21 protein-coding genes are annotated in these 20285 nt (G+C 72.9%); 16 read left to right on the top strand and 5 right to left on the bottom strand.

Annotated elements, in window-relative coordinates:
- Nucleotides 1-74: 74 nt before the first annotated feature.
- Nucleotides 75-953, bottom strand: a complete 879-nt coding sequence (locus AC5RVZ_RS00745; RefSeq protein ID WP_494063873.1) for a LysR family transcriptional regulator — start codon at nt 951-953, stop codon at nt 75-77.
- A gap of 69 nt (nt 954-1022) precedes the next feature.
- Here AC5RVZ_RS00745 and AC5RVZ_RS00750 point away from each other — a divergent pair, with 69 nt between their 5' ends.
- On the top strand, nt 1023-2042 hold the full coding sequence (locus AC5RVZ_RS00750) for a nitrilase-related carbon-nitrogen hydrolase (RefSeq protein WP_494063874.1): 1020 nt from the start codon (nt 1023-1025) through the stop codon (nt 2040-2042).
- 32 nt (nt 2043-2074) lie between these two features.
- On the opposite strand, the gene AC5RVZ_RS00755 is transcribed toward AC5RVZ_RS00750, so the two are convergent.
- Both AC5RVZ_RS00755 and AC5RVZ_RS00760 read right to left on the bottom strand, forming a co-directional pair.
- A complete protein-coding gene (locus AC5RVZ_RS00755) occupies nt 2075-2287 on the bottom strand; it encodes a hypothetical protein (RefSeq protein ID WP_494063875.1) in 213 nt (70 codons plus the stop codon).
- A gap of 2 nt (nt 2288-2289) precedes the next feature.
- Nucleotides 2290-3096, bottom strand: a complete 807-nt coding sequence (locus AC5RVZ_RS00760) for an SDR family oxidoreductase (protein WP_494063876.1) — start codon at nt 3094-3096, stop codon at nt 2290-2292.
- 175 nt (nt 3097-3271) lie between these two features.
- On the opposite strand from AC5RVZ_RS00760, the gene AC5RVZ_RS00765 reads away from it, so the two are divergent.
- The 6 genes from AC5RVZ_RS00765 (at nt 3272) to AC5RVZ_RS00790 (ending at nt 8605) form a co-directional block, all read left to right on the top strand.
- Entirely contained in the window at nt 3272-4198 is a 927-nt protein-coding gene (locus tag AC5RVZ_RS00765) for a cyclase family protein (protein WP_494063877.1), read from the top strand.
- A 136-nt stretch (nt 4199-4334) separates the two neighbouring features.
- Nucleotides 4335-4529, top strand: coding sequence for a hypothetical protein (locus AC5RVZ_RS00770; RefSeq protein ID WP_494063878.1), 195 nt, complete (start codon nt 4335-4337; stop codon nt 4527-4529).
- A 103-nt stretch (nt 4530-4632) separates the two neighbouring features.
- The gene (gene menC / locus AC5RVZ_RS00775; protein WP_494063879.1) at nt 4633-5766 is read left to right on the top strand and encodes an o-succinylbenzoate synthase; all 1134 of its coding nucleotides are present in this window, start codon (nt 4633-4635) and stop codon (nt 5764-5766) included.
- Between the two features lie 56 nt (nt 5767-5822).
- Nucleotides 5823-6812: a putative periplasmic lipoprotein gene (locus AC5RVZ_RS00780; protein WP_494063880.1), complete on the top strand. Its 990-nt coding sequence runs from the start codon at nt 5823-5825 to the stop codon at nt 6810-6812.
- Nucleotides 6813-6913: 101 nt separating this feature from the next.
- Complete coding sequence (locus AC5RVZ_RS00785) at nt 6914-8299, top strand: glycine--tRNA ligase (RefSeq protein ID WP_494063881.1); 1386 nt, start codon at nt 6914-6916, stop codon at nt 8297-8299.
- Nucleotides 8300-8365: 66 nt separating this feature from the next.
- A complete protein-coding gene (locus AC5RVZ_RS00790; RefSeq protein ID WP_494063882.1) occupies nt 8366-8605 on the top strand; it encodes a DUF3072 domain-containing protein in 240 nt (79 codons plus the stop codon).
- 15 nt (nt 8606-8620) lie between these two features.
- Here the strand turns inward: AC5RVZ_RS00790 and AC5RVZ_RS00795 are convergent, their stop codons facing one another.
- The gene (locus AC5RVZ_RS00795; RefSeq protein ID WP_494063883.1) at nt 8621-9043 is read right to left on the bottom strand and encodes a DUF1801 domain-containing protein; all 423 of its coding nucleotides are present in this window, start codon (nt 9041-9043) and stop codon (nt 8621-8623) included.
- On the bottom strand, nt 9040-9612 hold the full coding sequence (locus tag AC5RVZ_RS00800; protein ID WP_494063884.1) for an HhH-GPD-type base excision DNA repair protein: 573 nt from the start codon (nt 9610-9612) through the stop codon (nt 9040-9042). Before AC5RVZ_RS00800 ends, AC5RVZ_RS00795 begins: the two co-directional genes overlap by 4 nt.
- A gap of 108 nt (nt 9613-9720) precedes the next feature.
- Here AC5RVZ_RS00800 and AC5RVZ_RS00805 point away from each other — a divergent pair, with 108 nt between their 5' ends.
- The 9 genes from AC5RVZ_RS00805 to AC5RVZ_RS00845 all read left to right on the top strand — a co-directional run bounded on the left by AC5RVZ_RS00805 (nt 9721) and on the right by AC5RVZ_RS00845 (nt 20269).
- Nucleotides 9721-12132 carry an FtsX-like permease family protein gene (locus AC5RVZ_RS00805; protein ID WP_494063885.1) on the top strand — a complete coding sequence of 804 codons (2412 nt, stop codon included), beginning with the start codon at nt 9721-9723 and terminating at the stop codon, nt 12130-12132.
- Nucleotides 12129-14855 carry an FtsX-like permease family protein gene (locus AC5RVZ_RS00810; protein WP_494063886.1) on the top strand — a complete coding sequence of 909 codons (2727 nt, stop codon included), beginning with the start codon at nt 12129-12131 and terminating at the stop codon, nt 14853-14855. Before AC5RVZ_RS00805 ends, AC5RVZ_RS00810 begins: the two co-directional genes overlap by 4 nt.
- A gap of 4 nt (nt 14856-14859) precedes the next feature.
- The gene (locus AC5RVZ_RS00815) at nt 14860-15819 is read left to right on the top strand and encodes an ABC transporter ATP-binding protein (RefSeq protein ID WP_494063887.1); all 960 of its coding nucleotides are present in this window, start codon (nt 14860-14862) and stop codon (nt 15817-15819) included.
- Complete coding sequence (locus AC5RVZ_RS00820) at nt 15816-16604, top strand: ABC transporter ATP-binding protein (protein WP_494063888.1); 789 nt, start codon at nt 15816-15818, stop codon at nt 16602-16604. Before AC5RVZ_RS00815 ends, AC5RVZ_RS00820 begins: the two co-directional genes overlap by 4 nt.
- Before the next feature lie 37 nt (nt 16605-16641).
- Entirely contained in the window at nt 16642-18111 is a 1470-nt protein-coding gene (locus AC5RVZ_RS00825; protein ID WP_494063889.1) for a protoporphyrinogen/coproporphyrinogen oxidase, read from the top strand.
- 100 nt (nt 18112-18211) lie between these two features.
- Nucleotides 18212-18595, top strand: coding sequence for a hypothetical protein (locus tag AC5RVZ_RS00830; RefSeq protein ID WP_494063890.1), 384 nt, complete (start codon nt 18212-18214; stop codon nt 18593-18595).
- Between the two features lies 1 nt (nt 18596).
- Complete coding sequence (locus AC5RVZ_RS00835; protein ID WP_494063891.1) at nt 18597-18998, top strand: phage holin family protein; 402 nt, start codon at nt 18597-18599, stop codon at nt 18996-18998.
- The gene (locus tag AC5RVZ_RS00840) at nt 18988-19266 is read left to right on the top strand and encodes a DUF3618 domain-containing protein (protein WP_494063892.1); all 279 of its coding nucleotides are present in this window, start codon (nt 18988-18990) and stop codon (nt 19264-19266) included. Before AC5RVZ_RS00835 ends, AC5RVZ_RS00840 begins: the two co-directional genes overlap by 11 nt.
- Before the next feature lie 160 nt (nt 19267-19426).
- Entirely contained in the window at nt 19427-20269 is an 843-nt protein-coding gene (locus AC5RVZ_RS00845; protein WP_494063893.1) for a uroporphyrinogen-III synthase, read from the top strand.
- The last annotated feature ends 16 nt before the right edge of the window (nt 20270-20285 follow it).

The raw sequence follows: 20285 nt of genomic DNA on the forward strand, positions 1-20285 counted from the left end.
ACCACTCGTCCGCGGCATCCGACCGATCGTCCGCAGCGCCCGTGCGGCGCGGATGCCGTGAGCGCCGCCGCGGGTCAGCGCGGCGCCGGCTGCGTGAGCCGGGCGAGGAACGCGCGGACGACCGGCGTCTCCGTGCCGGGCTTCCACACCGCCCCGACGCGCCAGGACGCGCTGCGTCCGCTCACTGCGGTCATCCGGACTCGGGGAGGGGTGATGTGGCGGCCGCTCTCGGGGACGATGGCCGTTCCCGCGCCCGCCGCGACGAGAGCGAGGACGGTCTGCAGGTCGTCGGCCTCCTGGGCCACCGCCGGATGCGCTCCGATGTCGTCGAGGAACCGTGCGATCTGCGAGCTCAGTCCTGGTCCACGCGCCGGAGCCAGGCGGACCAGCGGCTGGCGGTCGAGCCACCCCGCGACGGTGGCTTCGTCGGTCGGCGGATCGACATCATCGGGGTGCGCGATGGCAAGACGGTCGCTCAGCACGGGGATGCTGCGCAGGTCGCCGGGTACGGGCAGTCGCGCGAACCCCACGTCGATGCGGCCGACCCTCAGTCCCTCGATCTGCGCCGACGACGACATGTCGTGCAGGCTCACCGACACGCCGGGACTCGTTCTCCGGAACGCGGCGATCGCGCGCGGTGCGACGGAGATGCTCGAGAGGCCGAACCCCACGGTCAGGTGGCCCTCTTCGCCCGTCGCCACCCGCCGTGCCCGCCCCTCCAGACGTGCCACGCGGTCGACGATCTCGCGGGCCTCCTCCAGGAGCGCCGCGCCCGCGTCCGTCAGTTCGGCACCGTGCCTGCCGCGCCGGAACAGCGGTGTGCCGACGACAGCCTCGAGCTGCTGGATGCGCTTCGTCAGTGCGGGCTGCGTGATCGACAGCGACGCCGCCGCCGCGCTGAACGTCGGGGAGAGCGCGGCGCTCGTGAACGCCTGCAACAGGCGAAATTCCATTCCTCGATGGTATAGAACGGCGCCGGATCTTCATTGGACGTTATCGCGCGGGTGAGGTTGGCTGGATGCGTGAGTGAAGCAGACGGCACGATGCCCGACACCCAGCCCGCGGGCATCCGCGCATCCGTGGTGCAGTTCACGCCCGCACCGTCCGACAAGAGCGCGAACCTCGCGACCGTCCGTCGTCTCGCGGAGCAGGCGGCGGCCGACGGAGCCCAGCTCGTCGTCTTCCCGGAGATGTGCCTCCTCGGCTATTGGCACCTCACCAAGACGACTTCCGAACGCCTGCGCGCGCTGGCCGAGCCTGCCGACGGTCCGCTCGTGCGAGCGATCCAGGAGATGGCGGCCGAACTGGGCGTCGGGATCGGCGCGGGCTTCCTCGAGTCGGAGGATGGCCGGCTCTACAACTCGTACGCCGTGTGCCTTCCCGGCGGGGAGGTGCACATCCACCGCAAGCTGCACGCCTTCGAGCATGAGGCGATCACGAGCGGCGACCGGTTCACGGTGTTCGACACCCCCTGGGGACAGCGGACGGCGATCCTCATCTGCTGGGACAACAACCTCGTCGAGAACGTCCGCGCCGTGGCGCTCCTGGGCGCGACGGTGCTGATCGCGCCCCACCAGACCGGCGGGACGAACTCGCGCAGTCCCCACGGCATGAAGCCGATCCCGGCCGCTCTGTGGCACAACCGCCATGAGGATCCGGAGGCTCTCGCGGAGGCGGTCGACGGTCCCTCCGGGCGCGGCTGGCTGATGCGGTGGCTGCCGTCGCGTGCGCATGACAACGGCATCTTCGTGCTGTTCAGCAACGGGGTCGGGCCCGATGACGACGAGATCCGCACGGGCAACGCGATGATCCTCGACCCGTACGGCCGCGTCGTCGCCGAGGCCGCCGTCGCCGACGAAGCCGTCGTCACCGCCGACCTCGACCTCGACCTGCTTGCGCTGGCCACCGGGCGCCGCTGGCTGCTCGGCCGTCGCCCCGAGCTCTACGGCATCCTCACGCAGTCTTCGGGCCTGGAGAGAGACGCCCGCGCCGCCCGCCACTCCGACGAGCCGGTACCCGTCGACTTCCGCGTCACGAGCTGACGTCGGGGCCATGCGGGGGCACGCGCCCGACGCTATTCCTCGGGCTCCTCGTACGGGTTGCCGGGGCGCACCGGAGCATCCTCGCGGATGTCGATGCGCGTCACACCGTCGCGGTGGGTGACGTCGATGCGCGGCGCGGCATCCTCCTCCACGGCATCCGGTGCCGAGAGCAGCTGATCGCGACGCTTCTCCTCGTGCGTCATGCCGGTCTCGTCCCGCTCTTCGCCGGACTCATCGGATCGCATGCTCATCCCTCCCGCCAGTCGTCGCTGGTCAGATGCGAGCCGGCCTGCGGGCCCATCTGCAGCATGCCGCCGTCGACGCTCCAGCTGGCGCCGGTGACGTAGCTCGCGGCCGGCGAGGCGAGGAAGGCGACCACCGCCGCGATCTCCTCCGCCTTGCCCGGGCGTCCCAGGGGGATTCCCGGCCGGTGGGTGTTCTCGGCGTCCTCGGAGTCCATGTCGTTGATGGGCGTCGCGATCTCACCGGGGGCCACGGCGTTCACCGTGATGGCGTGTTCGCCGAGCTCCTGCGCCATCGTCTTGACCAGGCCGCCGAGGCCGTGCTTGGACGTCACGTACGGCGCGGATCCGACGCGGGGCTGCGTCTCGTGGACGCTCGTGATCGCGATGATGCGTCCACCGGCTCCCGCCGACACCATGCGACGGGCTGCGGCCTGCATGCCGGCGAAGGCGCCGTCGAGGTTCAGCGCGACGATGCTCCGCCAGTCCTCGAGCGACAGCTCCAGGAAGGGACCGCCGGAGCCGCCGCCGGCGTTGTTGACGAACACATCGATGCCGCCGAGGCGGTCCATGAGCTGCTCGAGGGTGGGTGCGACCTGATCCAGCTTCGTCGCGTCGAACTGCACCACCTCGGCGGTGCGGCCGCGTTCGCGCACGGCCTCGGCCGTGCGCTGGGCGCCCTCCTCGTCGGAGTGCCAGGTGATGCCGACGTCCATGCCGACGTCGGCCAGAGCGATCGCGGTCGCTTGGCCGATGCCGGAGTCGGAGGCCGTCACGATCGCGCGTCGCGGTGCGAAGTCGAAGGTGTCCATGTGCCGACGCTAGGCCGGTGGGGCGGCCGGTTGAAGGGGTTGCCTCACGGCGCCGGACCGGCTAACGACGCCTGCATGTCGGAGGATCGGCCGTTCGTCGGAGCATTCCTGCCGAATCCTCCGAACCCAGCGCGAATCTCCGACCGCGCCCGGCTGCCGGTGGGATGCTGGCCGCATGTCGCACACGCCCGCGCAGTACCGCGCCCACTTCGACTTCGACATCCGGTTCGCCAACGGCGGGGGGCTGGCCGGCACGGGCTTCCGCCTCGACCTGCCCTCGGCGGAGGTCACCGAGGAGGAGCTCGGGCGGCTGCTGGTCGCCCATCTCGGGGTGGCCCTCGTGGACGAGGTCGAGCTGCGCGGGGTGCGCATCGTCGAGGAGCCGCACCGCGGCAGTCGCGGCGTGGCCCCCGCGGACTCGGGTGCGGGTGCACGGGTGGTCGACCTCAGCCACCCGATCCGCGCGGGCCTGGTGACCTACCCCGGTCTTCCGGCGCCGACCATCACGCCGCACCTCACGCGCGAGGACTCCCGCGCTCGCTACGCTCCGGGAACCGAGTTCGCGATGGACCTCATCACGATGATCGGCAACACCGGCACGTACCTGGACTCGCCGTTCCATCGCTACGCCGACGGCCCCGACCTCGCCGGGCTCGAGCTGTCGACGATGGTGGGCCTGCGCGCCGAGGTGTTCCACCTCGAGGATGCCTGGGATCAGGCGCGCCGCGGCATCCGCGCGGAGACCCTCGCCGACCGCGACGTGCGCGGGGCGGCGGTGCTCCTGCACACGGGATGGGACCGGTGGTTCGGCCGCCCCGAGTACGGAGTCGGGGCCCCGTTCCTCACCGGGGAGGCCGCCCAGTGGCTCATCGATGCGGGGGCGGTGCTCGTCGGCATCGACTCGGTGAACATCGACGACACCCAGTCGGGCGGCGAGCGACCTGCGCACTCGCTGCTGCTCGCGGCGGGCATGCACGTGGTCGAGCACCTCACGAACCTCGGGGCCCTTCCGCCGCGGGGCGCGCGATTCACCGCCGCGCCGCCCGCCGTCGAGGGCTTCGGCACGTTCCCGGTCCGCGCCTTCGCCGAGCTCCCCGCCTGACTCCGCCCCGCGGCCGCGATTCGCGCAGCGGCCGGCGCGTCACGGGTGCCGTCCTTTCAGCACTCGGCGACAGGCGAGGGGCGGGTGTATCAGCTGCGGGGGCCGGGGCTCTTCCCTGCGAGCGAGGGGAAGAGCCATGCGCGAGCACATCGAGATGTTGATCCAGGCGCTGGGGAGCGCACTGCGCGGCGGCGGAGCCGAGCGCACGGCGGTGCGGCACCGGCGCGGCCCGATGCGGACTGCACCGAAGCGACGCCGTCCGCGGGTCGCGCGGTCGACGTACGTGCCGTTGCGCCGCGAGGCGCACGCGCCGATGCGCTACGCGCACTGAGGCGGATGCCGGCGCCGCTCGGCACCTGACGGGGCCGACCGGTGCTCGAGCTGTCCCGGGAGCGCCGCCACCCCAGCGGAAGGGCCCGGCGTACCCTGAACGCATGCCCATCGCCCGGCCCGCGGCATCCGTCGCTCTCGAAGCCGTCGAGCTGCGCGTCTTGCACGTGCCGCTGGTCGCGCCGTTCACGACGTCGTTCGGCACCGAGACCGTCCGCGAGGTGATCATCGTGCGTGCGCTCACGGCCGACGGCGACGGCTGGGGCGAGGTCGTGACGGGCGACGCGCCGCTGTACTCCAGCGAGTACACGCAGGGTGCGTGGGATGTCGCACTCCGGTTCCTGGTGCCGGCCCTGCTGGATCGCGGACGCCTGGCGCCGCACGAGGTGGCGGGCGTGCTCGAGCCGTTCAAGGGCCACCGAATGGCCAAGGCCGGCCTCGAGCTGGCGGTCATCGACGCGGCGCTGCGCGCCGAGGGACGGCCGTTCGGCGAATACGTCGGCGCGAAGCGCGACCGCGTGCCCAGCGGCGTGTCGGTGGGCATCCAGCGGGATCCGGCTGCGCTCGTGGAGACCGTGGCGGGATACCTCGACGAGGGATACGTGCGGATCAAGATCAAGATCAAACCGGGCCGCGACGTCGACGACACCGCGGCCGTGCGGGACGCGTTCGGCGGCATCCCCCTGCAGGTCGACGCGAACTCGGCGTACACCCTCGCGGATGCCGACACGCTGGCCGAGCTCGACCGGTTCGACCTGCTGCTGATCGAGCAGCCGCTTCAGGAGGACGACCTGGTCGACCACGCGACGCTCGCCCGGCGCCTGCGCACCCCGCTGTGCCTGGACGAATCGATCGTGTCCGACAAGGCCGCCGCCGACGCCCTGGCGCTGGGCTCGGCATCCGTCATCAACATCAAAGCCGGCCGTGTCGGCGGCTACCTCGAAGCGGTCCGCATCCACGACCGGTGCCGCGGGGCCGGCGTGCCGGTGTGGTGCGGCGGCATGCTCGAGACCGGCATCGGCCGCGCGGCCAACGCGGCGCTCGCCGCGCTGCCGGGCTTCACGCTGCCCGGCGACGTGTCGGCATCCGACCGCTTCTACGCCCGCGACATCGTGACCGAGCCGGCGACGCTCGAAGACGGACACGTCCGCGTGCCCACCGGTCATGGGCTCGGCGTCGACATCGACCCGGTCGCGCTCGAGGACTTCACCGTCGCGAGAGAACTGCTCAAGCGGTAGCCGGAGCCGTCGTGTCCACGCCGTCGCGTTCGCAACTCAGGCAGAACGGGCGTGGGATGCCGTCGTACGGCCCTGGCAGCGGCGATCTGCCTGAGTTGCGCGCACGCGTCGGGCGGCAGCGGCGGCTGCTCGAGCGCGCATCGGTCCGCCGCGGGCCCGTCCGCCGCGCCTGGGCGGTGACGTTCGCGCTGACAGCGCTCGCCGCTTCCGCCGTGCTCGCCGGCTGCACCGCGTCCGCACCCGCCGGTGCCGGACCGACGCCCACGCTGCCGGCCGGGATCTCGGTCGACCTCGTGCAGCTGCGCGCCGATCTGGCGCCGCGGCAGGCGCAGGTTCACGTGGTGAACGGCTCGGACGAAGCGGTGACGGTCGGCGAGGTCCGTGTCGAGGACGCCCGCTTCGACGGCCCCGCCAGGCGCGTCGTCGCCGGACGCACGAGCGTGATCCCCGCCGGTCGCAGCGTCGACGTGCGCGTCCAGCTGCCCGCTGTCGACTGCGCCGCCTCGTCGGACGGGCGGCCGAGCGTCGTGCTGGAACTGGTCACCGGCGACCGCGCGATCGAGGTGAGGGCGTCGGCCTCCGATCCGCTCGGCTTCCTTTCGCCCCTGCACGCGCGCGAATGCCGGCGGGAACGGCTGGCGGATGCCGCGACGCTGGCCTTCACCGGCTTCCGACCGTCGCCGCCGGGCGAACCGGCAGCGCTCGAGCTCACCGTGACGCCGACCGGCGACGCCGCGGCGACCATCGCCGGCGTCCAGCGGACGAATCTCGTCGACTTCGACGCCGGGACGGCGGAGGGCGCGTATCCCCTCGACCTGCGGATCGCACCCGGTGCCGCCGAGCCGATCGTCGTCGCGCTGCCGATCGTGCCGTTCCGCTGCGATCCGCATGCCGTGCAGGAGGACAAGCGCGGCACCGTCTTCGACGTCCGGGTGGAGCTCGAGGGGGACGGGGGCGAGTCCGGTGAGATCGAGCTGTTCGTGGGCGAGGAGCTGCGCGGCGAGATCCTCGGGTGGGTCGCGGACTGGTGCGGCTTCGCCGGATGAGCGTCGAGCGGCCGTTCGCGGCGTGATCGATAGAATCGACGGATGCCGCGTCCGCGGCATCCGCACCTTCGTGCCTTTCCTTCCCGACCATTGGAGCCACCGTGGCCGAGCAGTCCCGCCTCGACAAAGTCATCGCCCTCGCCCGTCACCGCGGGTTCGTCTTCCAGGCGGGTGAGATCTACGGCGGATCCCGGTCGGCGTGGGACTACGGGCCCCTGGGCACCGAGCTCAAGGAGAACATCCGCCGCCAGTGGTGGCAGAACTTCGTACGGGGCCGGGGCGACATGGTGGGCCTGGACTCGTCGATCATCCTGCCCAAGCGCGTGTGGGAGGCCTCGGGTCACGTCGCGACGTTCACCGACCCGCTCGTGGAGTGCCTGCAGTGTCACAAGCGTTTCCGGGCCGACAATCTCATCGAGGACTTCGAGGAGCGCAAGGGCCGCAAGGCCGAGAACGGCCTCGCCGACGTGCCCTGCCCGAACTGCGGCACCAAGGGCCAGTACACCGAGCCGAAGGCGTTCTCGGGACTGGTGAAGACCTACCTCGGCGTCGTCGACGACGAGTCGGGCCTGCACTACCTGCGTCCCGAGACCGCGCAGGGGATCTTCGTCAACTTCTCCAACGTCCTCACCGCCAGCCGCAAGAAGCCGCCGTTCGGCATCGGCCAGGTCGGCAAGGCCTTCCGCAACGAGATCACGCCCGGCAACTTCATCTTCCGCACGCGCGAGTTCGAGCAGATGGAGATCGAATACTTCACGCCCCCGGCCGAGGCGCACGAGTGGTTCGAGCACTGGGTGGAGGAGTGCTGGAACTGGTTCGTCGACCTCGGCGTCGACCCCGGCAACATGCGCCGCTACGACGTGCCGGAGGAGGACCGCGCGCACTACTCGGCCGGCACGATCGACGTCGAGTACCGCTTCGGTTTCCCCGGCAAGGAGTGGGGCGAGCTGATGGGCATCGCCAACCGCACCGACTACGACCTGAAGAGCCACACGGAGGCCTCCGGCCAGAGCCTGACGTACTTCGATCAGGCCTCGGGTGAGAAGTACATCCCGTACGTCATCGAGCCGTCGTTCGGTCTCACCCGCGCGATGATGGCGTTCCTGGTCGATGCGTATCACGAGGAGCAGGCCCCGAACGCGAAGGGCGGCATGGACACCCGCACCGTCCTCAAGCTCGACCCGCGGCTGGCGCCGGTGAAGGCCGCGATCCTTCCCCTCTCGCGCAACGAGCAGCTGTCGCCCATCGCGCGCGAGGTGGCCGAGGATCTGCGCGGCGAGTGGAACATCGACTTCGACGACGCCGGCGCGATCGGCCGTCGCTACCGCCGGCAGGACGAGATCGGCACGCCGTTCTGCGTCACGGTCGACTTCGACTCCCTGGACGACCGTGCCGTCACCGTGCGCGACCGCGACACGATGAGCCAGGAGCGCGTGCCGCTCGAGGCCCTCCACGGGTACCTCGCGGAGCGCCTCAAGGGCGCCTGACGAGGGGATGCGACCGGGGTTGTCAACCCCGGTCCGGCGTCGTCCAGGCGGGTTAGTCTCGCACCCATGTCCGATTCGAACGACGCACCCGACGTGCTGGGGGCCGGCGAGCCCACCGACAACCCGGCGGCGAAGGATCCTTCCCAGTGGGTCACCGGCGACGAGCCGATGACCGCGGCTCAGCGCAGCTACCTCGACACGCTGGCTCGCGAGGCGGGCGAGGAGATCTCGGCCGACCTCACGAAGGCCGAGGCCTCCGAGCACATCGAGCGCCTGCAGCAGAAGACGGGGCGCGGCGCGGAGTAGTCCGCTCCACGGCGGTCAGCCGGTGACGGTGATCCGGGTCGAGCCGGTCTCCCCCGCGAGCGTGCGCCGGTAGTCCTCGGCGATGATGTCGCGCAGCACCTCGGTGTCGACGGACTGCAGGTCCTTGATGTAGAGGCAGCCGACGCCGGTGTCGTGGGGTCCGAGCCTCGCCAGACCCGCGCTGTGGGCACCCGTGTCGAGGAGGTACACCGTGGTGGCCTGCTTGCGGGGAGCGAAGGCGACCAGCGGCATGTCGCCCTCCGTGCCGGTGGGGTAGCGGTAGTGGCACGATCCGAAGCCGACGATCGTGCCCCACAGCTCGGGCTCGCGCCCGGTGATCTCGCGCATGAGCGCGACCATGGCGACGGCATCCCGCTGCCGCTTGGCCGGCGTCACTGCGGCGAGGAACTCGTCGACGCTTCCTCCGGTCGGCTTCATGCCTTCTCCTTCGCGGCGGCCTTCACCGCCCGCTTGTACTCGCGCACCTTCGTCAGCGACTCCGGCGAGACGATGTCGGCGACGCTCCGATACGCGCCCTCCTCGCCGTAGGGGGCGGATGCCTCGCGCCAGCCCTCACCGGCGAACCCGTACTGCTTGCCGAGGAGGGCGAGGAAAATCCTCGCCTTCTGCTCGCCGAACCCCGGCAGCCTCTTCAGACGCCGCAGCACCTCCGCCCCGTCCGGCGAGCCCTGCGTCCAGATGGCGGCGGCGTCGCCGCCCCAGTCGTCGGCGACAGCCGCGCACAGCGCCTGCACGCGGCCGGCCATCGAGCCGGGGAAGCGGTGCACCGCCGGAGTCGCTTTGAACAGCTCGGTGAAGGTCTCGGGATCGAAGGTCGCGATGGCGGAGGCATCCAGCGTTCCGGCCCTCTCGGCGATCTTGAGGGGCCCTGCGAAGGCGGTCTCCATCGCGACCTGCTGGTCCAGCAGCATGCCGATCAGCAGCGCGAGCGGGTCGTCGGTCAGCAGTCGATCGGCGGCGGGATCGCCCGTGATGTGGAGCGTCATGGCCTCAGTCTCCCATCGCGGCGCCACGTCGGCATCCCCGCCGCAGGCTCTCCTCCAGTAGGTTGTCAACCACCCAGGAACGACGACGAGCCGCGGAGGACCGAGCCCATGCCCGATCGCCGCTCGCTGTCGTCGGCGCGGCTGCTGGCCGCCCGCGCCCTGGCCCGCCGCGCGCTGCTCGCCAGTGCCACGGCAACCGTCGCGGTGGCCATCACCACGGTGACGCTCGTCCTCGCCTGGCTCGAGCGGGCGGTCGCGGGCGCCGGGAGCCCGCCGCCCCCCGGCGTCGCGGCCGGAGAGGTGGCGGCACAGGCCGCGCAGGGAGCGGCGGCGCTGGCTTCGGCGGCTCCTGCCCTCGTCCTGCTCGTGACGATCCTCGCCGGCACCGCCGTCGCCCAGATCGCGCGGCTGACCGCCGCCGCCCGCGACTACGAGACCGCGACGATCCGGGCCCGCGGGTTCTCGCGCGCGCAGTCCTGGACGACCGATGGCGCTGAGGCCGCCGTCGTGGCGATCCTCGGGCTGGCGATCGGCGTCGCCCTCGCCGCCGGGATCGCCGCGACGACCGGGATGACCGCTTCCGCCGCGCTCGCGCAGTGGCCGTGGGCGCTGGTCACCGCCGTCGTGCTGGCCGCCGTGCACGCGGTGTCGCTGCGTCGCGGTGAGGAAGCGAGGCCGTCGTCGCGGGTCACGCGCGCCACGACCGCGGCCCTCGTCGTCGTCGTGGTGCTGGCATCGGCCCTCGTGATCTGGCAGCTGCCGCTCGCGCGCGGGAGGGGGTTCGACCCCGTCGTCGCGATCGCGCCCGCGGTCGTGCTCATCGCCGGCGCGCTCCTGGCGCTCGCGGGGTTCGGTGCGGCGTCGTCGGCGTGGTCGGCACCGGCCGCCGCGCTGCCCGCGCTGCGGCCGGGATACCCAGCGCGGCAGATCGCCCGCCGCATCCCGGTCTACGCGGTGGCGGTGCTGCTCGTCTCGCTCACCGTCGCACAGGCCGCGTTCACGTCCGCCTACGCGGCCACGTGGCAGGCGATGACGACCGGCTCCGCGGCCGTGCGCGCCGGCGCCGCCCTTCGCGTGGACACCGCTCCCCATGCCGTCGAGCCCGAGGACGTCGCGACGGCGGCGGCCGTGGAAGGGGTGGATGCGGTCTCTCCGGCGTTCGTCGGCGACGTCGAGATCGGCCAGGTCGTCGCGCAGGCGGTGGCCACACCCGCCGCCGCGCTGAGCACCGTGGTGACGGAGGCCGATGGGCTGATCGACGCACGCGCGCTGGCGGCCCTCGCCGAAGCGGCCGATGAGGGTGCCCCGGTCGTCACGACGGACCCCGTCGAGCTCGGCGAAGGGGCGACCGGTCTGCGTGTGACCGCCGATGTGGATTCCGCGGCCGGCAACACCGCGTCGCTGGTCATCGATGCGCTGCTCCTGGACGCGACGGGGACGCCGGTCCTGATGGGCCTGGACAGCGAGTACGTGCTGCGCGACGGGGCAGCAGCCGGTGTGATCGCCGAGGCGCCCCTCCCCGCGGGGACCGCCCCGTGGCGCGTGCTCGCCCTCGCCGCGGGAGTCGGGCCGCGTGCGGGCGCCATCGACCTGGCCGTGACGGTGTCGGGCGTCGAGGCTGTCGGGCAGGGTGCCCTCGAGATCGCGGGCACGGCGGTGCTGAGGGGCAGCGCCCCCGAGGACCTCCTGTGGCTCGCCGACGGCGGTGCGCTCGCGGACGCCCCGCCGTCGGAGGGCGCCGCACAAGGGGCGGGCCTTCCTCCGGTCGCCGCGGCGGTCACGGCGGAGCTGGCGGAGCGCCTCGGCCTCGGGGTCGGGGAGCCGTTCGAATTCCGCTACGCCGGAACCGGGCGTCGCGGCGCCGCCGTCGTGTCGTCCATCGTCGAGGCGGTGCCCGGCGCCTCCTCCTCCCTCGCCGTCTTCGTGCCGCTCGAGAGCCTGCTGACCTCCCAGCTGCAGCGCGGCACATCTTTCGTGCCGGCGAACTCCCTGTGGGCGGCGGGGGCGACGACGGCCGATGATGCCCTGAGCGCCGCGCTGGGCGACCGGCCGGTCCAGACCTCGGCGCCCGGTGTCGCGGCGAGCGTGGTGGGCGCCCTCGGCGCGGGGTGGTGGATCGCCACGGCCGGATCCGCCGCGCTCGCGCTCATCGCCGCGTTCGCCATCGCGCAGACCCTGGCCGCGGCGCGCAGGCGCGAGCTGGGCGTGCTGCGGGCCCTCGGCATCACCGCGGGTGCGCAGGCACGCATGCGGGCGGCGGAGCTCGGCGGCGTCTTCGGCGCCGCGATCGTCCTCGGCACGGCCGCCGGTGTGCTGGTCTCGTGGCTGATCGTCCCCGAGCTCGTCCGCGCGATCACCCCGGGCATCCTTCCTCTGGCCGGAGGCGTCAGCATGTCGTGGACGCCTTTCGCCGTCACGATCGCGGCGTTGTCGGCCGGTCTCGCCGTCATCGTGGGAGTCGCCGCCGCCGCGGTCTCACGAGCGGCCCGCGTGGCGACGGTGGGGGAGGAGGCCCGATGACGCGGCGCGTGGCGACCGGCGCGCTCGTTGCGCACCACCTTCGGTCCCGTCCCGGCGGCGGCGCCACGGTGGCGCTGCTGGTGCTGGTGCTGTCGCTGATCGCGATGGGCGCGCCGCTCGCCCTGGGGCTCCTCGGCGACGCCGCGCTGCGGGACCGGCTGGACGCCCTCTCGGCCACCGAGCGGGACGTGGTGTCGGAGAATCCCGGAACGCCGCAGCTGCCCGAGGCGGATTCGGGCGAGCCGATGCCGGTCGGTCGGGTGTGGGGGACCTTCCAGCGCGCCCTGGAGGGCATCAGGACGACGGCGGATGCCCCGCTTCCCGCCGTCCTCGGAACGGCTCACGCGGTCACCGTGTCCAGCGAGAACCAGGTGCTCGAGAACCCGCAGACGCAGGCGCTGACCGTCGCCTTCGATCCCGGATACGAGGACCACATCCGCGTCGTGGACGGTCGGCTGCCCGATCCGGCCGGGGCGTATCTCACCGCCGAGGGGACCGGCTTCGGCGGCAGCGCTCTGGTCAACCGCTTCGAGGTCGTCCTCGCGACGACGGTGGCATCCGATCTCGGGTGGACGGTCGGCGAGACCCGTTCCCTGGGACTGCCGGCCGAGCCCGTGGAGATGGTCCTCGTCGGCCTCTTCGAAGCGGTCGACCCGGCGTCGGACTACTGGCAGCACATGCCGTCCGTGCTCACGCCCAAGATCTTCGACGACGGCAATGGCCCCCGCGTCACCACGGGGACCGTCTACGCCCACCCCGCCTCGCTCATCGGCGCCGGGCTCGTCGGGACCTACACGACACGCGTCTGGTTTCCGGCGGACGTCCCGGCGATCGACGCGCGCATCGCGGGGCAGACCGTCGCCGCCCTGCGCAAGTTCACCGCCGTCTCCCACGCCGTGGGCACGCAGGCGGACGGCGTCGGCATCCTGAGCCTTCGCTTCGACGCCGACATCACCGGCGAGATCGAGCTGGCGCGCGCGCAGGAGACGTCGACCGCGGGCGTGATCGCGATGCTCGTAGCGGGACCGGTGGGCGTGGCGGCGGCGGTGCTGATCCTGGGATGCCGGCTCATCCTCGAGGGGCGGCGGCCGGGTCTCCGCCTACTGTCGGCGCGCGGAGCCTCGCTCGGACAGCTGCGCGGACTCCTCGGCGTGGAGGGGGCGCTGTTCGCTGCGGTGCCGGCCGTGATCGGCGCGACGGGCGCGATCGTCCTGGGCGCCCTTCTGTTCGGCGCGTCACCGGGTCTCGTCGGGGGCGTCGCCGTCGTGCTGCTCGCCGTCGCTCCGAGCGTCATCCTGGTGGCGCTGGCGCCCACGGCCGCCGAGCGCCCGGCCCGCGCCGATCTCGGCCGCCGGGGATCGCGCCTGCGGCTGATCGTCGAGGCGGTGATCGCCGGCCTTGCCGCCCTGGCTCTCGTGCTGCTGTTCGTGCGCGGCTACAGCGCCGGGGTCGACGTGCTCCTCGCTGCGACCCCGCTCCTGCTCTCCCTCGTCGCGTGCCTGCTGACGTTGCGTCTCTACCCTGTGCCGGTGCGGGCGATCCTCGGCCGCGCCCGGTCCGCCCCCGGTGCCGACGCGTTCCTCGGATCGGCCCGTGCCCTCCGGGAGCCCACCATCGGCCTCACGCCTGTGCTCGCGCTCGTGGTCGGAGTCTCGGTCGCCGTGAGTTCGGGCATCCTCCTCTCGGCACTGCAGAACGGCGTCGCCGAGTCCGCTCGCGCGCAGGCCGGCGCGGATGTGCGCGTCACCGGCGCCAGCTTCACGCGCGACCAGGTGGACGATGCGGCAGGCATCCCCGGCGTCGCCGCCGCCGCGGGGATCTCGGGCGCGGAGCCGGAGATCCTCGACATCGGCGGCGCGAAGCGCTCGACCTCGGTCTTCGTCGTCGACACGACCGCGCTGCGCGCGGTACAGGGCGACGGGCCCGGGATGCTGCCGGCCGGCGTCTCGCTCGAGGCGGAAGGCGAGGTCGTGCCGTTGGTCGTCGCCGGGGCGACGGACGGCATGATCGACGGCTCCGGCGAGCTGCGGATCGGCGGGGTCGACGCCGAGGTGGTCGGTGTGACGCGGGGACCGGTGCCCATCGGCGCCCGCGAGAACTGGGTGGCGCTGGACTCCTCGTACGCCGAGGACGTGCTGGGCCGGGATCCCGCGGATCGCACGGTGCTCGTCCGACTGGCCGACGGCGTCGCCGCCGGTGACGTGGAGGCAGAACTGCGGACGATCCTCGGCGCCGACATCCGGATCGACACCGCCGACGAGATCACCCGGCGCATCGAAGCGGGACCCGCGGTGCAGGGCGTACGGTGGGCCCTGCTCCTCGCGACGGCGGTCGCGGCGCTGCTCAGCGCGCTCGCGATCGTGATGACGCTCACCCTCGCGGCCGGTCCTCGCGCCCGCGTGCTCGCTCTGCTGCGGACGCTCGGCGCCCCGTCGCGCTCGGCGACCTCGCTGGCGCTGTGGGAGATCGGCCCGCCCGCGGTCGCCGCCGTGGTCGCCGGCACGGCCTTCGGCGCCCTGGTGCCGCTCGTGGTGCTCGCCGCCGTCGACCTGCGTCCGTTCACCGGCTCCTCGGTGGCGCCCGCATACCAGGTGGACCCCGGGATCCTGGGGCTCACGCTCGGAGGATTCATCGCCCTCGCGGCGCTGCTCACCGTCGTCGCGCTGACCGCCTCCCGGCGTGTGCGTGCGGCGGGTGCGCTGCGGACGGTGGAGGAAGGATAGGACCATGGCCGTGACGCGACAGACCCTGGGGTCGACCGCCCCGGATGCCGACATCCTGTGTCTGGATCTGGTGCGCATCTTCAAGGTGGCCTCCACCAGCGGCCCTGGCGTCGAGGTGCAGGCGCTGCAGGGCCTGAACCTCCGTGTCGACCCGGGGGAGCTCGTCGCCGTCGTCGGCGCGTCGGGATCGGGCAAGTCGACGCTGCTGTCGATCCTCTCGAGCCTGGATCAGCCGACCGCCGGCGTCGCGTGGGTCGCCGGCCACGACCTGCTCACTATGAGGGAGAAGGAGCGCGTCCAGTTCCGCCGGCACAGCGTCGGGTTCGTCTGGCAGCAGACCTCGCGCAACCTCCTGCCGTACCTGTCGGCGAGCGAGAACGTCGCCACGGCTCTGGCCATCACGGGGAAGGTGCGCGGCGGGACCGCTCGCCGTGCTCGGGTGGCGGAGCTGCTGGACCTGCTGGAGGTCTCGCACTGCGCCGACCGCAGGCCCGCCGAGATGTCCGGCGGCGAGCAGCAGCGGGTGGCGATCGCGGTGGGCATCGCGAACGAGCCGCGCGTGCTGCTCGCGGACGAGCCGACGGGTGAGCTCGACGACACCACGAGCGCCCACGTCCTCGAGGCGATGCGATCGGTCAACCAGGAGCTCGGGGTGACCACCCTGATCGTGACGCACGACCCCGCGGTGTCCGAGCACGTGGCCCGCACGGTGCAGATCCGCGACGGCAGGACCTCGACCGAGGTCCTGCGCTCGACGCGGCTGGACGAGCACGGCGCCGAGCACCACGTCGCGGAGGAGTACGCGGTGCTCGACCGGGTGGGACGGCTGCAGCTGCCCGACGAGTTCGTCACCGCGCTGGACCTGCGCGACCGGGTCCGCCTGGCGCTGGAACCGGACCACGTCGGCGTCTGGCCCGGGCAGACCGCGCCGGCCGCGGCATCCGTCCCCGAGGAGGAGTCATGACCAGCGCGCTCCGCGGCGAGAAGCTCAGTCGCACGTTTCACTCGGCGGCGGGCGACGTGCACGCCTGCGTCGACATCGACATCGAGGTCGCCGAGGGGGAGCTGGTCGTCGTGCGCGGGGCATCCGGCGCCGGCAAGACGACGCTGCTGAACATGCTGGGCGGGCTCGAGCGCCCGACGTCGGGGCGGGTGTGGATCGGCGATGTCGAGGCCACGGCGCTCGACGAGGACGCGCTGGCCGAACTGCGGCGCGAGCGCCTGGGCTTCGTGTTCCAGTCCTTCGGACTCATCCCCATCCTCTCCGCCGCCGAGAACGTGGAGCTGCCGCTGCGGATCGTCAAGACGCCGCCGGCCGAACGCGATGCCCGCGTGGCGGAGGCGCTGCGGCTCGTCGGGCTGGCCGATCACGGTGCGCAGCGCCCGGGCGAGCTCTCGGGCGGACAGCAGCAGCGGGTCGGCATCGCCCGCGCGATCGCGGCGCGCCCGCGCGTGCTCATCGCGGACGAGCCCACCGGTCAGCTGGACTCACGGACCGCCGCAACGGTCATGGACCTCATCGGTGACCTCGTGCACTCCCAGGGTCTGGCGGCGATCGTCTCCACGCACGATCCGCTGCTCGTGCAGCGCGCCGATCGCGTCATCGAGCTGCACGACGGCCGTGTCACCTCGGTCGACGGGAAGCCGCGCGCCGCCGATACCGCTGTCGCGCTCGAGCCGTTCGCCGACACGGAGCCGCCCGCCGCGCCGCTCACCCGGGCCGAGGCACGCCGCCGCGGTCACCCCTGACCCCGGCTGCCGGCCCGCGACGAGCCCGAGTGGGAGGATGGATGCCGTGACCTCCGACCTCGACGACCTGGCCGCGTGGGCTGGCGAACGCCGTGTGGTCGTCATCGGGGGCGGCATCGCGGGCCTCGTGGCCGCATGGGAGTGCGCCAAGATCGGCATGGCGGTCACGGTGCTGGAGGCATCCGACCGCCTCGGCGGTGTCATCGGCGAGGCCCGCATCGCGGGCGTTGACGTGGAACTCGGTCCGACGTGCTGGTCGACGCGAGGCGGAGCCGTCCGGAGGCTCCTCGACGAGGTCGCCCCCGGGGCGGCCGTCGCCCGGCCGCGCGCCGACGCCGAGTGGATCGCCGGCATCCCGAGGACGGGGGCGGCGCCGCTGCCGGCGGCGACCGTGCTCGGCATCCCGGCCAACCCCTGGGATGAGAGCGTCCGCCGCATCATCGGCTGGCGCGGCGCGTGGCGTGCCTACGTCGATCGGCTCCGTCCTCCGCTGACGATCGGGTCCGAGCGCAGCCTCGGCCGCCTCGTGCGCTCCCGCATGGGCGCCGTCGTGCACGACCGGCTCGTCGCCCCGCTGAGCGTCGACCGGTTCGGGCTGCATCCCGAAGAGGTCGACGTCGAGATCGCGGCCCCCGCCCTGAACCCGGCGCTCACCCGCACCGGCTCGCTCGCCGGCGCGGCCGCGGAGCTGAGCCTGGACGAGGACACGGCAGCGGCGTACGAGGGTCTCGTGGGCGGGATGCCGCAGCTGGTCGCCGCGCTCGGCGACCGTCTCGCCGAGCGGGACGTCGACGTGCGCACCGGCACGCGGGCGACAGGAGTCGCGCCCGTGGAGGACGGCTGGATCGTCGACACCGAGACGCTCGAGGAGACGGGCGCGGAGTCGGCGGCGGCCGTGATCGTCGCGACGGACGAGGTCTCCGCGCGCACGCTGCTGGCGCCGGCGCTCGAGGCGCCGTCTCTCACGGTCGAACCGCCCGGCGGCATCGCGCGGGAGGTCGTCACCCTCGTCGTCGACGCGCCGTCGCTGGACGCCTCCGCCCGCGGTCCCCACATCCACGCGATCCCCGGTTCGCACCAGGCCGTCGGAGTCGTCCACGAGACCGCGCGGTGGGCGTGGCTCGCCGAGGCCGCCGGTCCCGGCCGGCACATCGTCCGGGTCGCCTTCGGCGCGCCCGGCGTGGCGCCTGCCACACAGGCCCTCGACGACACCGAGGCGGGCCGGCTCGCGGGGGCCGAGGCATCCGCCCTCCTCGGGGTGCCGCTCGAGCAGGCCCAGGTCCTGGGAGCGCATCGCGAGCGCTACACCCTCGTCCCGCCCGCGTCCGCCCTCGGCCGTCGCGACGCCACCGCCGCGCTGCGGGCGCGGATCGAGCCTCGGCCGGGGCTCGGCGCGGTGGGCGGCTGGCTCTCGGGCAGCGGCTTGGCGCAGGTCGTCGCCGACGCCCAGCGCGAAGCCGACCGCGTACGGCGTGCGGTGCTGTGGGGCCGATCACCGGCGGGGTGAGTGCGCTCGGACCCCGCGTGTCAAGAGCGGATGCCGGGATCGGAATACGCCGCTACCCTGGGGAGCGTCGTCAGTGCACCACCGAGCGTGAGGAGACCTCATGAAGGGCAAAGCAGGACTCGTCGTAGGACTGGCCGTCGGGTACGTGCTCGGTTCACGGGCAGGGCGGGAACGGTACGAGCAGATCAAGGAGCAGTGGCTCAAGGTCTGGAACCTCGACCAGGTGCAGGAGCAGGTCGGGAAGGTCAAGGAGGCCGCCGGCTCGGCCGCGGCGGCGCTGCCCTCCACGCTGTGGAAGTCGGCGGTCAAGGTGACGCAGGCGGCGTCCTCCAAGGGCACGCCGGGTCAGAAGCTGGATGCCACGCTGAAGGCGGGCAAGGAGTCGGTCGACGACGTCGACACGGCGGCGAAGACCTCGGCTGCGGCGGTGAAGGACGCGGTCGACGACGGTGTCGAGGGGACGAGCGGCCGGGGCGGAGCCTGACGTGACGACGCCGCGAGGCTTCCGCGATCGCGCGGACGACAGCCTGCTCACGCTGCTGGGCGAGGTGCCCGAGCTCATCCGCAACCTCGTCGTCGCCGAGATCGACGCGGCGAAGAAGTGGGTGGGCCGCACCGCGAAGGACGGCGGGTGGGGCGCGCTGTGGATGTTCGCGGCGCTGTTCGTGCTGTTCTGGTCCGTTCCCGTGCTCGGGACGTTCGTGATCGCGGGACTGTCGTCGTGGTGGCCGGTGTGGCTCTCGGCGCTCGTGGTGTTCTTCGCGATGCTCATCGTCACCGCCGTCCTGGCGCTCCTGGGCATCCTTCGTTTCCGGCGGATCGGGCAGCGCCAGAACCCCGTCCAGTCGGTCGCTCAAGACGTCAAGGAGGTGCGCGATGAGCTCTGAGGCTCCCGTGCCCGTGCCCCGCACCGCTGTTCCGCTGGGCATCACGGATCCCGTCGAGCAGGCCAGGGCCGAGCTCAAGGCCGCGCTCGCGGCGATCGAGGAGAAGGCGAACGTGCCGCGCCGCGTCGGGCGCGCGGTGGACGAGGGCGTAGAGAAGGCGCGGGCGTTCCGCCGCCGCAACCCGCAGGCGGCGACCGCGGCGGTGGTGGCGACCGCGTTCGCGATCGGCACGGCGGTGTGGGGTCTGGTGCGCCTGTACACGCGCTGACCGGCCGCCGGACGCACCCTCCGGAGGTGAGGGGTATGCTCGGGAGGCAAGGCAGTGCAATGGTGCGTATGCTGCCGACCGCGCGAACCCGATTCGAATCGCGCGTCGGCTGCTCGAACGTCTGGGGCGGCCGACTGAGCACCACGAGAGTCGACCCCTCATGAACACAGCTGCACACCATCAGCCCACAAAGCCATTGACGGGATGGCGCGTTCTCGTGCCCCGCGGTGGCCCCTGGGGCGACGGCGTCGCCGCTACGCTGCGCAAGCAGGGCGCGACGCCCGTGATCGCGCCTCTGATCAACTTCGCCCCCACGAACGACCAGGCAACCCTCGAGCAGGCGCTCGCCGACCTCGCCGCGGGTGCGTTCGACTGGCTGACCGTCACGAGCGCCACCACGGTGGACGTGCTGTACGCCTATCGCGCGATGGTTCCGCCGCACACCAAGATCGCGGCTGTCGGTGAGACGACGGCGGCCGCGCTGCTCGCCGTCGGGTACCGCGTCGACCTGGTGCCCGAGCGGGACAACTCCGCCGCGGGCATGGCCGAGCAGCTCATCGCGCTCGAGCCGGAGCCGCGCGACATCCTGACCCTGCGCAGCGAGATCGCGAAGCCCGTTCTCACCCGGATGCTGTCCGAGGCCGGCCACCGCGTCCGCAGCGTGGTGGCGTACCGCACCGTCGGCGTTCCGGTCACCGATCGCATCGCCGAGGATGTGCGCTCGGGCCGCATCAACGCGATCCTCGTCACCAGCGGATCGGTCGCCGAGCAGGTGCACGCGCAGTTCCCCGATCTGCCCGAGACCACGCTCATCGCCGCGATCGGCCCCCGCACCGCGAAGGACGCCAAGCGCGCCGGTCTCGACGTCGACGTCGTCGCCGACACGCAGACCGTCGAGGCGCTCATCGACGCCGTCGCGAGGTTCCCGCTTCCGCACGCGACCGACGAGTTCGCACCGCGCACCGGCGCCCTGCCGCTGCCGCGCGCGGACCGCGGGGCGTGATCGCGGGTGCACGCGT

It is taken from the genome of Arthrobacter sp. Cza30 (genome assembly GCF_059090765.1).